Consider the following 14,709-nt stretch of genomic DNA (forward strand, 5'->3'; position numbering starts at 1 on the left):
AATAGAGATGCGTTTCTACATCGCGGCTTACCGAAATGCTTTTCGCCGTAGCCATGCATTGAGCGGAAAACAACTGGCCACATTTCTGCTTTATAGCGTTGTGGTTTTTGCGCTGTTGATGGGGTTGTATCTGCTGGCGTGGCAAGTGGTGATTTATACGCCGGTGATAAATTATTTAACCGCGCCGGGCGTGATGCAGTTTTCAATCTATGCTGTTCATTTTTTCCAGCTCATTGTCTTGTTACCCGTGGCTATCCATCTTTTGAAAATGGTGGTCGCTTATCTTTGTCGCAAATAATTATTCCAGTGCAATAACCTGATTGCTGAAAAAACCACGTCCGAAGACGTGGTTTTGACGGGTTCACTGTGTTAATTCAGGCATACGATCCATTACAAATCTCAATACTTTTTCTCCATCCATCGACGCGAAAGGGTAACTTTCAATGATGGCAATCGGTGCTTCTTCAGCAATGTGGCTTTTGAGTTCATCAAGTTTGTACTGGATGTGCGGCGCAACCAAAAAACAGTCAAAAGCAGGGGCGACGCTGGCGAAGTTATCCACGCCGACAGCGCTGACGAGCAGGGGATAACCATGTTCATTAGCCGCTTTTTGCATCTTTTTGGCCAGTGATGTGGCGGTATTGCCAAAAAGACAACATATTAATAGTTTTTTCATAGGTGCCTCCTGTGGTAATTGCGACCACACTATGCCCACTGTTGACGAGAAAATGAGCGCAATATCCAGGTTTACACCACCTAATACGAAAGTTTATGCAGGCATAATTCAAAGCAGTTTATTCATGTTATAGCCAGTAATCTGGTAACCATTCGCTTCATACACTTTTCTGGCATGTTCGTTTTCGGCCGCCACGCGAAGTTTAATTTGCCGAATCCCCGCCGCGCGAAGATTTGACTCCAGAGATTGCATTGCCTGGCTTCCCAAGCCTTTGCCGCGAAAGGCAGGACGCAGGTAAAAATCATAAATAAAAGCGGATTTATCGATAAAGTCGGCTCTGTACCATAGCGATCCCACAATCCGGGTCATGCCGTTGTCGACAAGCGTAATCGTTGTCAATGAATGGCCGGGTGTTTTCTGCGCCTCCGGCAAACTGGTTTCGATTTCTCGCCTGGCTTGTTCTGTCGCCTCATCCTGGGATAAACGGTAATTTGCTGCAATTTCTGTAGCATAATCAGGGATAAAATAAGCAATAAAATCAGCGAATTCAGCCGCTGACATGGGACGTAACCGAATCATTTTCGACCTCAATGTATTCTCCGGGCGTTTTCACCCGGAGCTCGCTTTGCAAAGGGTTACCGGAACACCGATATCGCTTCCGCCAGGCGAATGGCCTGCTGGTTCAGGCGACCGGTTGCTTCCGCCCCTTCTTGTACTCGTTGTGCATTCTGGTGGGTGATCTTATCCAGATCTTCCACCGCCAGGCTGGCTTCACTCAACGCCGTTGCCTGCTCGGCGGTTGCCGCGCTGATCTGCGCTATCAGCGAGGTCACATTTTGCACTTGCTCAACGATCTCCTTCATGGTTTTTCCCGCGTCGTCCGCCAGTTGGCTGCCGGAATTAACATGCGTCACGCTATTCTCAATCAATGCTTTGATTTCGCTGGCGGCTCGCGCACTACGCTGCGCCAGACTGCGTACCTCTCCTGCGACAACGGCAAAACCTTTACCTTGTTCACCCGCTCGCGCCGCCTCAACTGCCGCGTTCAGCGCCAGAATGTTGGTCTGGAAGGCGATACTGTCGATAATACTGGTGATACTGGCGATTTGCCGTGAGCTTTCTGCAATCGCCGTCATCATTTCTATCATCTGGTGCATTACCTGGCCACCTTGCCGTGCGGCATCGCGCGTACCTTGTGACAAGGCGGTGACTTCGGCGGCGGTTTCCCGGTTACTTTTTACCGTGGCGGTTAATTCGTTCATCGTCGCGGCCGTTTGCTCAACGTTCGCCGCCGCCTGTTCTGTCTGGCGGCTCAGGTCATCATTGCCTTGTCTCAGAGACTCCGAGGCTTTCAGCACGGTCATCGCCTGGCCGCTGACATCGTTGACCAGCCAGCGAAACATCAGGCCGAGCTGGCTTATCGCGCGCAATGTCATACCGACTTCATCTACCCGATTGGGTTGATCGACTTGATGTGCTTCGCCACTCGCCACCTGTAAAGCCTGGCGGTACAAGCGCTCAATCGGGCGGACAATTTGCAGCTCCAGCCAGATATTGATAAACAGCAGCAGGAGCGTCATAAAACTGGCGAAACTGACCAGTTGACCGGGCGTCAGATCGTGACCCCAGGCAGCGGCAAGGCTGAATAGCAACGCGATGATCAACGCCGAACGTAACCGCCAGCGCAGAGGCATAGTGACAAACAGGGAGCGCCAGCGCATCAGGCCCGTGCGGATAATTAACCCTTTATGGAAACGCCGGCCGCTCGCCTGGCCTTCACGAAACTGGCGATAAACCTCTTCGGCGTCAGTAACTTCTTCTGCCGCTGGCCGGGTACGCACCGACATGTAGCCTTTCACTTTGCCCTGGCGAATCACCGGAATCGCGTTAGCGCGCACCCAGTAATGATCGCCATTACTGCGGCGGTTCTTTACCAGTGCTGTCCAGGGTTCTCCCTGTTTCAATGTCGACCACATATCGGCAAACGCCTGCTTTGGCATATCCGGATGGCGCACCAGATTGTGCGGCTGGCCTTTGATCTCCTCCAGTGAGAAGCCGCTGACATCAATAAATGCATCATTGGCATAATTGATGTAACTGTCCGGATCGGTGGTGGACATTAACGTTGCATCATTATCGAAAACGTACTCTTGCTGTGTAACGGGTTCATTGTTGCGCATAGTGAGTATTCTCGGGAAAAAGGACGGGCGTGGGATATTGCTAAATTCTTATATCTATTTACGGCATGGTTCACTCTGAGCTTTATATTTTTTGACGCACTTCTGATAACCGTAAAACAAAAAGAGGTTTTGCGCCATAAACATAGCCATACAAAATAAAAGTGCTTTAATTATGGTTAGATTGAAAAAACATTATATATCTGGAATTTTTATCGCCTGGTCAGAAAGGCCGTTTGTGAACATGCCAGATAGTTAGTGTGCTGACGAATATTTAAGATAAGGCACATAAATAAATAGCTGAATCGTTCTCTGGCTCACTAAATACAGCAATGAGCATTTCCGCTGCGTACGGATTCAGCTAATCTGAAATGAACAACAACGAAAGGATTGTTCATATGAAAGGTAATGTCGTTCATCACGAACACCGCATTGGGTTTATTGTTATCCGCGATGAGAACGGCGAGTTCGCTGTCGCGGAGCTACTGGGGAGCTACGATGTCGAAAGGGGCGATGTCGTGTCCGGCGAGCTGCAGACCAGCGGCGGCGGAACGTTATTCAATGAGACGCAGGATGAGTCGATGGATGTTTTTATGAAGGGGTACGGGCTATCGGAACAGGATGCGATAAGCTATATCCTGCGTACGCATTAAACCGCAATAGCGAGCGTGGCTCGCCTCTGCCGGGCGAGCTGACGCAACCCTTCACTTTTTTCCGGACCGGGCATTTTCCTACCGGGAAAGCCGTTTTTCCGTGGTCATGCAGAACTTTAAGTTAAATTTCCTCTCTCTTGACTGAGAACAGGCAAGGGCAGTTGCAGACGATTCTGCAAGACAATTATCCGACTCTGCGTAATGCTAATGTCAGATTAACGCATTATCTTTTTTCTCATACTTTAGCCGTTTTTATGTTTTTACCTTTCAGGTATTTAAAGTTAATGAGCTTAGGATAGATGATGAATACGATCCCGCATAAGATCCACCAGGTCTACACCCGGGGGATGGCAGCGCTACCGGCAGAGGTGCATGCCTCCATAGACAGTCTCAGGCAATTAAATCCCGGCTGGGAATATTATTTTTACGACGAGAGAAAAATGCTGGCCTATCTGCATGAGCATTATGGTCAGGAGATGCTGGCATTATATGAAAAAATAAATCCGCAGTATGGCGCTGCGCGCGCGGATTTTTTTCGCTATTTATTGATGTATCGTGAAGGTGGCGTTTATTTAGATATCAAAAGCTCTTGCACTGTTCCGTTTAGCGAAGTTATTCCGCCAGATTGCGAAATATTATTATGTAACTGGGATAATAAACCGCAGGGTTGCGATAATAATATGGGCAAACATGAAGAACTCGCTTTTCTGAAAAATGGCGAGTACCAGCAATGGAATATTATTGTCGCTCCGGCTTCACCTTATATTAAAGCTGTTATTGATGAGGTCGTTGAGCGGCTTAAACGCTATAAGCCGTGGCGCTATGGTGTCGGAATGCGGGGGGTGTTAAATACCACCGGGCCAATTCCGTTTACGCTGGGTATAGAAAAAGTGCGTAAGTGTGAGCGTTTTCGTCAGCGGGAAAATCACCGTGACGTGGGGCTGGTCTATCGCAACGTCAGTAAAAAAGTCATTAAGCAATTTAATGCAAGCCACTACAGCAAATTACGAACGCCTGTTGTTACGTTGACCGGAGCGGATCATTTCTATTATTTACTCTGGCGCGCTTTTGTTTTTCCGTTCTGGCGTTTAAAGAAAAATACAATTAATGAGAGCAGGAAGGTGCTGAGCAAGCTGAAGTCGCGTTGTACCTGAAGAGAAAAGTAAAAGAAAGATGGCAGTTTCGACATCAAAACTGCCAGCGAAGATTTTTTGAGATTGTTAAAGCGTATATCCATCACTTGCGCACTTTATAACCTGTAGGCATAAAGTGCGCAAACGCAAATTTTTCTGCGGTTGGATTGATAAAATTTATGATCAGCGTATTAATTCATCACTATTGCTGATTGACCAACCCGGAGCCGTGCCCGGAGCTGGTCATCAGGAGCTATGCCGGGATGCGCTGCTCATGCAGTTTGAAAATTTGCACCATCTCCAGCAGATTCTCAGCCTGCTGCTGCATCGCGTGCGCGGCGGCTGAAGATTCCTGCGACAGCGTAGCGTTCTGCTGCGTGGCGGCATCCATCTGGGTAATAGCGATGTGTACCTGATCGATGCCCGTACTTTGCTCATTACTGGCCAGTGAAATCGTCTCCACTAGCTGGCTGACGCGTCCCACGCTTTGCATGATCTCATCCATGGCGTTACCGGCGTTTTTCACCAGCGTATTGCCTTCATCAATACGACTGACTGAGCGCTGGATCAAATCACTGATCTCTTTCGCCGCTGTCGCGGAACGTTGTGCCAGCGCACGAACTTCAGAGGCGACAACCGCAAAGCCGCGGCCTTCGGTTCCTGCGCGTGCGGCTTCCACGGCAGCGTTCAGCGCCAGGATATTGGTCTGGAAGGCGATACTGTCAATTACGCCAATAATGTTGCTGATTTCGCCGGAGAGCTGATTAATTTCACTCATCGTGGTGACAACTTTTTCCACCACTTCCCCGCCCTGGTTTGCCACACGGGTCGCTTCCCGGGTGATATCGCTGGCAACACGCGAATTCTCGGCGTTGTTTTTTACCACCGAGGTGAGCTCTTCCATCGATGCCGCCGTCTGTTCCAGCGCGCTGGCCTGCGCTTCATTACGCGACGAAAGCTCACGGCTGCCGCTGGCGATTTGCTGCGACGCACCGGCAATCGTTTCGGTGCCGGAACGCACGCCGGTAACGATGCGTGTCAGATTACCGTTCATCTCCTGCAGGGCTTGCATCAGTTCGGCGGTTTCATCGCGCCCGGATACCACGATAGCAGACTGTAAATCACCGGCTGCGACATTGCGGGCAACCGATACCGCCTGTGCCAGCGGGTGAGTGATACTGCGGATCAGCCACCAGGTGATCAGCATGCCGACCATCAACGTGAACGCCATTACCAGCATGAGCATCAGGCGTGTTTGCTGGTAATGCTCATGATTACTCGCGTCGGTCTGCGCACGGATAAGCTCCGCTTGTTTCAGCGTGCTGGCGACCATCTCATCAATCATCCGTGTCGGTTCACGATCGATTCCTGTCACCAGATGATCGACGCGTTGGGCGCTGGTGGCGTCCTGAACACTGTATTGCTGCAGTGCAGCCAGATAATGGCTTTCCAGTTCAGCGTGTAAATTGATGGTTTTGATGGCCTCGGTATTGGGCAGCCCAATTTGCGGCAGCAGTTCGCTGAGCGTTTTCAACAGCGCCTGCGTTTTCTGGCTCTGTTCGACAAAGGCGTTTTTATACTTGTCGAACGCTTGTTGTCCCTGCGTGCCGCGCAGCAGGGTGTTTTTCCACTCCTGCACCTGAATCTTAAACTGCACCTGCGCGTTGCGGGCCGTGTCGATACTCTCCGCAACCACCTTCTCCGTGGCCATGATCTGTTGGTTTTGTACTAATCCGCTGGCGTTAATCGACAACCCGCGAATACCCATAAACAGCGTTGCCAGTAAAAGAATGGCCGCCAGGAAACCGAGCCGTTGCCCGATAGTGAGATGGTTGAGTTTCATCAATCGATACTTCCCATAGTCAGTGAGGCGCAAAAAAGAGCGCACACAGCAATATCGACGGGTTTAAGCACAGCTTTAATGAGGGAAGGGCAGTAAACACGCAGAATTTGAGTTAACTACTTGAAGCGGAATGTGATCGGTTTTTTATGACATTTTCGTGACAAAGCCTGACTGTTGGGAAATACAACAGTCAGGCTAATTTATCGGCATTACGAACCGTACAAATGTTGCTGCTGCGGCTCTGTCGCCATCTTCGATAATAAGCGGAACGGTTTGTTATCCGCGAGCCAGGCCGGGATCTCCTCGGGTGATAGCGGACGTGAGAAAAGATAACCCTGCGCTTCATCGCAGCCGTATTCAGCAAGCATTCGCGCGGTTTCCAGATCTTCAATCCCTTCCGCCAGCACCACATAATGCAACTCTTTGAGCATCATAATGACGTTGCGGGCGATAATCCGGCTGCCGGTGTCAGTGGTGACCTGGCTTACCAGCGAACGGTCAAGCTTAATCACATCGATGGGAATGCGGCGTAAATAACTGATATTGCTGTATCCTGCGCCAAAGTCATCCAGCAAAATGGTAAAGCCAAGCAATTTTAAACGATCAAGTTCTTCCAGTGCCGGATCGCTTTCCAGCACTTTCTCGGTCTCCAGGCATTCAATACGCACATCCGAGGTGAACAGTCCGGCGGCCAGCACGTTCTGTTCCAGTTCATCGGCAAATCCGGGGCGCGAAAAATCACTGACCGTGACGTTAATGGACACCGGCAGCAGAATACTTTGCTGTTTCCACTGCTTAAGCTGAGAAATCACCGATTTAATCACCCACTGCGTCAAGTCCGTCATCAGCGTGGTTTTTTCCGCCAGCGCCACAATCACTGCCGGTGAGATCTGTCCCAGTTCCGGGTGCTTCCAGCGTAACAGCGCTTCCACGCCTTCGGTTTTGCCAGAACGCAGCGAAATCTTAGGTTGAAAAACGAGGTAGAGCTGATCGGTGGCTTTGATTGCCTCGCTGAGATCGTAGAGCAGCTTAAAATCTTTATTCCGCTTGTGATCGAGAATCGGGTTGAACTGCAACACCCGGATCTTTTCGCGGATTGATTCATGCAGCGCGCTGATGCCCTGGCGTACAATCTCCTGCACGTTATCGTCCTGCGGCGAAAATTTCACATAGCCTGCGTGGATCGTCAGATTGATATCGATGTCGCCGGTGATTTTCGCCTTTATTCCAGGCAATTTTTCCGCCCGTTTTGCCAGCGTCAGCGCATAGTCCATATCGACCAGCACAGCGTAGCGCCCGGTGGTGAAAGCATACAGCGTGGTCTCTTCTTTCAGCTTTAAGCGCAAGCGCAGCAGTGGCCCGAAACTGCGCAGCATCTTCTCCAGCGCTTCCACGCCCAGGTAGCGGGATAATTCATACGCGCGCGGCATATCAATACAGTCAAAAATCATCAGGGCGTAGCTGCCGCTCGTTTTTTCCAGCGTCAGTCGCTCCATCTCTTTCACCAGAAACTGACGATTCGGTAAACCGGTGAGGGCATCGATTAACCCAATGGTATAGCAGGATTCAAGATAAACGGTGGCGAGCGCGGCGACGCGGTGGAAATTGGTTATCTGGCGTGATGTCGGCGTATAAATTTCAGGATGACTGACACATAACGTGCCCAGCACCGTGCCGTCTTTATTTATCATTGGTGCCGACGCGTAAAAAAGAATATTGCCGCTTTTTACCAAAGGTTGATGATTAAATCGTTCATCGAGCCGGGTATCGGAACTAATAACGGTCTGGCAACCGTGCAGCGAATATTGGCACATGGTCTGTTCGATACGAATTTTGACGTGCTCAATCGGGATATTCTTAACATATTTGATATATTGATATTCGTCGTCGAATGTTGTGATAAAACATCCTTCGACGCCCATCACTTCACATGCCAGACGCGCAAACTCGGCTAGTGCTGCATCGCGGGATTTATCTTCCTTACTCAGCAGCTCCAGTGCGGCAAGCCGTTTGCTTTCGCTTTTTTTGAGACCAGTGAACATAGCGAGCTCCTGCCCAAATCAATGAGACGGTGGTGTTCTGTTCAGATGACTCCATCATGCGCTTAGGCTTACCGCTTAATAAAAATCCTGACGCGCAATTACCACCAACCGAATTGGGTTCCGGCCACAGCAATAACCGCCACGACGAGCATAATGATGGTTGTCTTTCTCACGAAAACTCCTTTGCTGGCGATAATCGCCAGAAATCAATTGTATAAGAAATAGAAGAAAATGAGATTTTTCTCAAGCCTGTATATCACAGAGATATGCTTAATCGAGACGAATAAAAGGTTTTTTTTCTTTATTCTTCTTCACGTGATACATCGCTTCATCTGCCGCTTGTAACGCACCCTCGGCATCGGTCAATTTCGGGTTGATTTCGATGACGCCCACGCTGGCGCCCGGGTAGAAAATTCGTTTTTCCCCGAGCTGATATTCGCCGGTAATGCGTTTGTCGAGGCTCTTTTTCAGCGACGTCAAATGGATACCTTCCGCCTGCTTCAGCGGCCCGCCCAGGCAGGCAAGTAAAAACTCATCACCGCCAAGACGCCCGACGATATCGTCTTTACCGCGATCCGTCGCCAGCCGTTTACCCACTTCAACCAGAAACTGATCGCCAGCTTCATGTCCCAACTGGTCATTGATGCCTTTGAAATTATCAAGATCGATAAAAGCGATAATCACGTGCATTTCCAGATGGCGGGCGAGGGAAAATAGCGTCGCGAGATTTTCGAAGATAGCGCGCCGGTTGGGTAGCCCGGTCAGCGCATCGGTATAGGAGTAGGCGATCAGCGCCGCGTTAGCTTCGCGCAACTGATCAACGAGACTCTCTTTTTCAATGAATTGCGCAATCAGCCTGGCAAACAGTCGCAGGACCTGTTTACCACGCATGCTCAGTGATTTTCTGGCATGGCTGGCAGCGCATAACGTGCCATAAAGCGAACCGTCGGCCAGATGCACCGGGGTACTTAAATAGGTGGTGATGCCCAGCGCTTGCGCCGCTTCGCAATCTTTCCAGCGGTTGGCTACGTCATTGCTGAACGGGCAGCCATCATCCAGTGCGCGTTTGCACAGGCTATCGCCCCACGGCAGGGAGAACCCTTCCGGGATATCAAGCTGTTTACTGTTGCGGGAATAGACAATGTGCTGCAGGCGGGGGTTGTCACTAATTTTCGTTAAGTACGTCGATTCCATATCTGTCACCATTTCCAGCATTTCCAGAAACTGGCGAACTAGCCCTTCAAGCGAGTGTTCTTTTGACAGCGTTTCAGAGACACGGGCGAGAATGAAATCGGACATGACTTTTTTACTCCTGTGCCCTGGTGATATGGACATTAAAGCTGAAGATTTTATGGCGCGTCATTAAATCATGAAAAAAACATGATTTACATATCGTAGCGGGGTGGCATTAAAAAGTTGCAGGCGAGAACGAAAAAAAGCCCCGTTGATGAAGCGGGGCAAAAAACTCATTGATTACGGAATGATGTTCTCTGGTCATGGGTGAGAACGAGGCTAACTATACCCGCTGAAAGTGCAGTAAGAATGGAGAAATCATGGAGATATCGCTGTTGCATGGCTATGCTGGAAAGCGGTTTACAGGCGATTTAAGGAAAAAAAGATGCGTTATTGGTTACTGGCGTTACCTGTTGTTCTCGCGGCGTGTTCTGCCACACAGCCTGAATCTCCCCGCCCCACACAAATCGGTATGGCTAACCCGGCGGCGGTTTATTGCCAGCAGCGGGGCGGCGAGCGCGTGCCGGTGCAAAGCCCACAAGGCGTACGCACCGAGTGCAAATTGCCGGGCGGCGAAGTGATCGATGAATGGGCGCTGTGGCGGCGCGATCACCCGTAATCGCACCACGTGACAATCGCCGGGTCGCCAGGGTACACTTCTCCCTCAGAATTATCCTATTTTCAGCTGGCGCGGGAGCGCATGAGAGAAGCATGTTCCAGTTACGTCCGGGCAGCCCGGCTTTAATTATCGGTGCCCAAACCGCCAATGGCCGCAGCAATATTGGCAAATCCGTTGAGCTTTTTGGGCTGTGTCAGCCCGGCGAGCGTTTTCTTAATCCGGTGAACGGCGTGGTAACAGAAATGCCACGTAATGCCGCGCGTGCGCTGTGGCTGGTGACCGGCGATGTGACCGCTTTTGATGGTCAGCATGGCTTCGCGTTTGTGCGCGCCGAACATCTGATGCCGCTGCAGCCGGACAGCGAACCTCAGGATGTGCGCGAGCGCGTTATCGGTTAAGCCAGCGAGCGCAGCCACTGAGCCAGCACCAGCGCGTGGTTCTGCTCACTGTTTTTTGCCGCGTATAACAGCGTCACGGTACCTTTTTTCCCGCGTGCCGCCAGCGTTTTTCCTGCCTCTTCCTGCGCGGCAAGTTCCTGACGGTAGCTTTCACTGAACGCGGCGAAATCAATGGCTTCGCCGTGAAACGCTTTGCGCAGTTCTGTTGATGGTGCCAGCGTTTTATTCCATTCATCGCAGGCCAAATCCGTTTTCCTGATGCCGCGCGGCCAGAGCCTGTCGACTAACACCCGATAGCCGTCGTCATCGGCGGCGGGATCATATACCCGTTTGCACTGGATCATTGTGACCTCTCCATCTCTTCAATCCACGCCACCAGCGCCGGTAATTGCCGATCGGAAAAGACGCGAATGCCGTGTTCTTCCAGTAGCGTGGCCGCTACGCCCATACCTTGCCGACGCGTGCCGCTAAAGGTTCCATTATAGATAAACTGGCTGCCGCAGGTGGGGCTGCCATCGGTGAGCAGGGCTGCGCGACATCCCGCGTTCTGCGCAGCCTGCAGCGCCAGCCAGGCGGCTAACTGATAGTGTGCGGTAACGTCCCGCCCATCGTTTTCGACAATCCGCGCCTGTTCACGCATCACGTCTGCGCCGTGGCCGGCGATAATTTCCGCCGGTCTTCGCGGCACGGGTAAACCGGCGGCCAGTTCCGGACAGTGGATCACCAGACGATCTTCCTGCTGCCAGCGTCGTAGCGCCTCATGTAGCGCCGCTTTAGCACTGCCGTTGTAACGCACGTTGAAACCCATCAGGCACGCGCTGACAAGAATTTTAGTTTGGTGCATCTCATTTGCCCTAATGCCTTGCCGGAAAACTATTTTTTCATAATTTTGCATGATATATGCCTGCTGATTTTAAGGTGTTGTGATTACATTAAAAGACAGCTAATGTGATATTCCTTATGTTATTCGTTATCCGCTCCGGCATAAGGACACTTTCATGCATCACATTCCTCCGAAAAAAACATTACGCATCGCATTGGTCGGCGATTACAGCCACGATGTTGTTGCACATCAGGCGATCCCACTGGCGATTGATGATGCCGCTGCCGTGCTGGAAATCACCGCGGATTACGACTGGTTACCCACCAGCGAAATCAACAGCGATGAAGATCTGGTTGGCTATGACGCCATCTGGGTTGTACCGGGAAGCCCCTATAAAAACGCCAATGGCGCGTTTATCGCCATTAAATACGCACGTGAAAACGCGGTGCCGTTCCTCGGGACGTGCGGCGGCTTCCAGCATGCGGTCATTGAATATGCCCGCAATGTACTGGGCTGGGCAGATGCGGCGCACGCCGAAACGGAAAACGTCGGCCGGATGGTGATCACGCCGCTGACCTGTGCGCTGGTGGACCAAAACGGTGCTATCGAACTGCGACCTAACACGTTAATTGCCCGCGCTTATGGTCGTGAACTGATTGAAGAAGCCTACCGGTGCAGCTTTGGTGTAGCAGAAGAGTTTGCCCGCGAACTGGAAAGTGGCGATCTGCGGGTTACCGGTTGGGATGAAGACGGAGAGATCCGTGCCGTGGAGCTGGTGACGCACCCGTTTTTTGTTGCCACTTTGTTCCAGCATGAACGCGCGGCGCTCGCCGGGCGTCCGGTACCGCTGGTTCAGGCGATGCTGCGCGCGGCATGTGAATAAAAAAACAGGCCTGCGGGCCTGTTTTTTTTCTACCTCTGAACCACCTCCGGAAGCGGTGGTGAGTGGCTGGCACGCCTTACGCCATTTCGCGATCGCGCCCGGCGAATGCCCCGCAAACCGCCATAACCACCGATAACACGGCACAGGCCAGCAGCGGAAGATGCCAGTCGCCGCTGGCATCATGAATTTTCCCCATCAGCGGCGGCCCGCAAGCCGCCAGCAGATAACCGACCGATTGCGCCATACCGGAAAGCGCGGCCGCCTGGTGAGCGGAGCTGGCACGCAGACCGATAAACGTTAACCCGAGGATCATCGTCGCGCCGGAGCCAAAGCCAAAAACAAGGGTCCAGAGCGTGGCATGTTCCGGTACCAGCCACAATCCCAGTGAACCGACAGCACACAGCAGCGCGACCACGACAGCGATACCGCGCTGATCTTTCAACCGGTGCAGCACCAGCGGCACCAGCAGCCCCGGCATTGCTGTCGCCAGTTGCAGAATGCCATGTACTGATCCCGCCTGCGCTTCACTGAAGCCGTGCGCTATCAGAATCGACGGCAGCCAGCCAATGACGATGTAATAGATTAATGAGTTGATCCCTAAAAACAGCGTGACCTGCCAGGCAAGCCAGGAGCGCCAGATCCTGCGACTATGCAGCGCGCCGGCGTTACTGAGTGCCGCAGGAGCGCCGTGGCGCAGCCGGGGGAGCCACAGCAACAGCGCCAGTAATGGAAAGATCATCAGCATCAATAATGCGCCATGCCAGCCTGCACCGTATTGCGCCAGCGGCACAACGACCGACGAGCCGAGCGCCGCCGCTGCGCCCATGGTGAGTGAGTAAGCGCCTGTCAGTTTCGCCACATGTTGGGCGAAGTCGCGTTTTATTATCCCCGGCAGCAGCACGTTGCCGAGTGCGATCCCGCAGCCGATGATCGCTGTACCCGTAAACAGCAGCAGTGCTGAGGGCAGGGAACGAAGGGCGATACCAAGGCAAATCAGCACCATCGCCGCGAACAGGCTGCGTTCCATGCCGAAACGGCGCGCCACACCGGCCGCCAGCGGCGATATCAAGGCAAAAGCCAGCAGTGGCAGGGTGGTGAGCATGCCGGTTTGCGCGGTGGTTAACCCATATTCCGCGCGAATCGCATCCAGCAGCGGCGCTGCGCCAGTAAAGGTGACGCGCAGCGTGGTGGCAATCATCAGGATCCCGGCAATCAGCAGCACGCTTTGCTTACCGCGGGAGGGGAGGCTGTTAGTCATTGTCTTCTCTGAAAAAATAACAGGCCGCTACGATAACGTTTTTTTCTCCGGTTTGAATCAAGCTAGAATGACACTTTATCGCTAAAGTCGGACAAATTAATGCACGGACTTGGGCTCGGCGGTTACGATCCGGATAGCCAGCAGGAAATGGCGGTGGCATTCAGCATCACCGTTGAAGAGAGTGAACAATTGATCCCGGCGCATCACCATCGCAAAGGGCAACTCATTCTGGCGTTGAAAGGCGCGATTACCTGCGAGGTCGAACATGCCCGCTGGATGGTGCCGCCGCATCATGCGATGTGGCTTCCCGGGCAGGTGCTGCACAGTAACCGCGCCACGGCGAATGCGCAGCTTTGTTTCCTGTTTATTGAACCCTGGTCGGTAGTGATGCCGGATCACTGCTGTACGCTCAAAGTTTCAGCACTGGTACGCGAATTGATCCTCACATTAGCCACGCGCACGCCTGCCCAGCGGCGGCAACCCGCCACCCAGCGGCTGGTGCAGGTGCTGTTTGATGAACTGCCGGCACAGCCGCAAATGCACTTACAGCTTCCGGTTTCCGCACACCCGAAGATCCGCCAGATGGTCGACAGCATGGAAAGCAATCCGGCAGACAGGCAGACACTGGCGCAGTGGGCGCAGGTGTTTGCCATGAGCGAGCGCAATCTGGCGCGGCTGGTCGTCAGGGAAACGGGGTTAAGCTTTCGTCGCTGGCGGCACCAGATGCAGTTGATCCTCGCGCTACGGTTATTAATTGACGGCCATCCGGTGCAGCACATTGCGCAGGCGCTCGGGTATGACTCGACGACCGCGTTTATCACCATGTTTAAAAAGGGGCTTGGGCAGACGCCGGGGCGTTACCTGGCGGCGCTCGGCGAAGCGTGACATTTTCTGCTCTCTATTCCGTTGTTTTTATGTGGATTTAGCATGTTTGTTCTGCCAGGACGGGCAAGATAAGCAGTAAGTATGGA

General features: G+C 52.3%; 17 protein-coding genes. 7 read left to right on the forward strand and 10 right to left on the reverse strand.

The features are described 5' to 3' along the window. The first annotated feature begins 7 nt into the window (after positions 1-7). Positions 8-298, forward strand: coding sequence for a hypothetical protein (locus tag RT644_RS00195; protein WP_313624937.1), 291 nt, complete (start codon positions 8-10; stop codon positions 296-298). 63 nt (positions 299-361) lie between these two features. Here the strand turns inward: RT644_RS00195 and RT644_RS00200 are convergent, their stop codons facing one another. From RT644_RS00200 to RT644_RS00210, 3 genes are all read right to left on the reverse strand, one after another. Then, positions 362-676, reverse strand: coding sequence for a PTS cellobiose transporter subunit IIB (locus RT644_RS00200; protein ID WP_313624939.1), 315 nt, complete (start codon positions 674-676; stop codon positions 362-364). 108 nt (positions 677-784) lie between these two features. Then, a complete protein-coding gene (locus RT644_RS00205; protein ID WP_409521829.1) occupies positions 785-1,255 on the reverse strand; it encodes a GNAT family N-acetyltransferase in 471 nt (156 codons plus the stop codon). A gap of 56 nt (positions 1,256-1,311) precedes the next feature. Further along, positions 1,312-2,856, reverse strand: coding sequence for a methyl-accepting chemotaxis protein (locus RT644_RS00210; protein ID WP_313624943.1), 1,545 nt, complete (start codon positions 2,854-2,856; stop codon positions 1,312-1,314). Positions 2,857-3,251: 395 nt separating this feature from the next. Here RT644_RS00210 and RT644_RS00215 point away from each other — a divergent pair, with 395 nt between their 5' ends. Together RT644_RS00215 and RT644_RS00220 are read left to right on the forward strand one after the other, a co-directional pair. Further along, entirely contained in the window at positions 3,252-3,506 is a 255-nt protein-coding gene (locus tag RT644_RS00215) for a hypothetical protein (protein ID WP_020454056.1), read from the forward strand. 299 nt (positions 3,507-3,805) lie between these two features. After that, positions 3,806-4,660: a glycosyltransferase gene (locus RT644_RS00220; RefSeq protein ID WP_313624946.1), complete on the forward strand. Its 855-nt coding sequence runs from the start codon at positions 3,806-3,808 to the stop codon at positions 4,658-4,660. Between the two features lie 232 nt (positions 4,661-4,892). On the opposite strand, the gene RT644_RS00225 is transcribed toward RT644_RS00220, so the two are convergent. The 4 genes from RT644_RS00225 to RT644_RS00235 form a co-directional block, all read right to left on the reverse strand. Further along, positions 4,893-6,482, reverse strand: a complete 1,590-nt coding sequence (locus tag RT644_RS00225) for a methyl-accepting chemotaxis protein (RefSeq protein WP_160270622.1) — start codon at positions 6,480-6,482, stop codon at positions 4,893-4,895. Positions 6,483-6,691: 209 nt separating this feature from the next. Then, complete coding sequence (locus RT644_RS00230; protein WP_313624949.1) at positions 6,692-8,524, reverse strand: sensor domain-containing phosphodiesterase; 1,833 nt, start codon at positions 8,522-8,524, stop codon at positions 6,692-6,694. A 98-nt stretch (positions 8,525-8,622) separates the two neighbouring features. Beyond that, positions 8,623-8,676 carry a hypothetical protein gene (locus tag RT644_RS23595; RefSeq protein ID WP_071925284.1) on the reverse strand — a complete coding sequence of 18 codons (54 nt, stop codon included), beginning with the start codon at positions 8,674-8,676 and terminating at the stop codon, positions 8,623-8,625. Positions 8,677-8,794: 118 nt separating this feature from the next. After that, on the reverse strand, positions 8,795-9,823 hold the full coding sequence (locus RT644_RS00235; RefSeq protein WP_313624951.1) for a sensor domain-containing diguanylate cyclase: 1,029 nt from the start codon (positions 9,821-9,823) through the stop codon (positions 8,795-8,797). 319 nt (positions 9,824-10,142) lie between these two features. Between RT644_RS00235 and RT644_RS00240 the strand changes: the two genes are divergently transcribed. After that, positions 10,143-10,376, forward strand: a complete 234-nt coding sequence (locus tag RT644_RS00240; RefSeq protein WP_313624953.1) for a DUF333 domain-containing protein — start codon at positions 10,143-10,145, stop codon at positions 10,374-10,376. Between the two features lie 92 nt (positions 10,377-10,468). Further along, complete coding sequence (locus RT644_RS00245) at positions 10,469-10,774, forward strand: hypothetical protein (protein WP_020454049.1); 306 nt, start codon at positions 10,469-10,471, stop codon at positions 10,772-10,774. On the opposite strand, the gene RT644_RS00250 is transcribed toward RT644_RS00245, so the two are convergent. Together RT644_RS00250 and RT644_RS00255 are read right to left on the reverse strand one after the other, a co-directional pair. After that, entirely contained in the window at positions 10,771-11,118 is a 348-nt protein-coding gene (locus RT644_RS00250) for a DUF488 domain-containing protein (RefSeq protein WP_020454048.1), read from the reverse strand. The two genes, RT644_RS00245 and RT644_RS00250, sit on opposite strands and share 4 nt — an antisense overlap. After that, entirely contained in the window at positions 11,115-11,618 is a 504-nt protein-coding gene (locus tag RT644_RS00255) for a DUF523 domain-containing protein (RefSeq protein ID WP_313624955.1), read from the reverse strand. Before RT644_RS00255 ends, RT644_RS00250 begins: the two co-directional genes overlap by 4 nt. Positions 11,619-11,772: 154 nt before the next feature. Between RT644_RS00255 and RT644_RS00260 the strand changes: the two genes are divergently transcribed. Further along, positions 11,773-12,480: a CTP synthase gene (locus RT644_RS00260; protein WP_020454046.1), complete on the forward strand. Its 708-nt coding sequence runs from the start codon at positions 11,773-11,775 to the stop codon at positions 12,478-12,480. 76 nt (positions 12,481-12,556) lie between these two features. Here the strand turns inward: RT644_RS00260 and RT644_RS00265 are convergent, their stop codons facing one another. Continuing rightward, a complete protein-coding gene (locus RT644_RS00265; protein ID WP_269230821.1) occupies positions 12,557-13,738 on the reverse strand; it encodes a CynX/NimT family MFS transporter in 1,182 nt (393 codons plus the stop codon). A 99-nt stretch (positions 13,739-13,837) separates the two neighbouring features. On the opposite strand from RT644_RS00265, the gene RT644_RS00270 reads away from it, so the two are divergent. Next, a complete protein-coding gene (locus RT644_RS00270; protein WP_020454044.1) occupies positions 13,838-14,623 on the forward strand; it encodes an AraC family transcriptional regulator in 786 nt (261 codons plus the stop codon). Positions 14,624-14,709 lie beyond the last annotated feature (86 nt).

Source organism: Kosakonia sp., from assembly GCF_032104925.1.
Lineage (GTDB): Bacteria > Pseudomonadota > Gammaproteobacteria > Enterobacterales > Enterobacteriaceae > Kosakonia.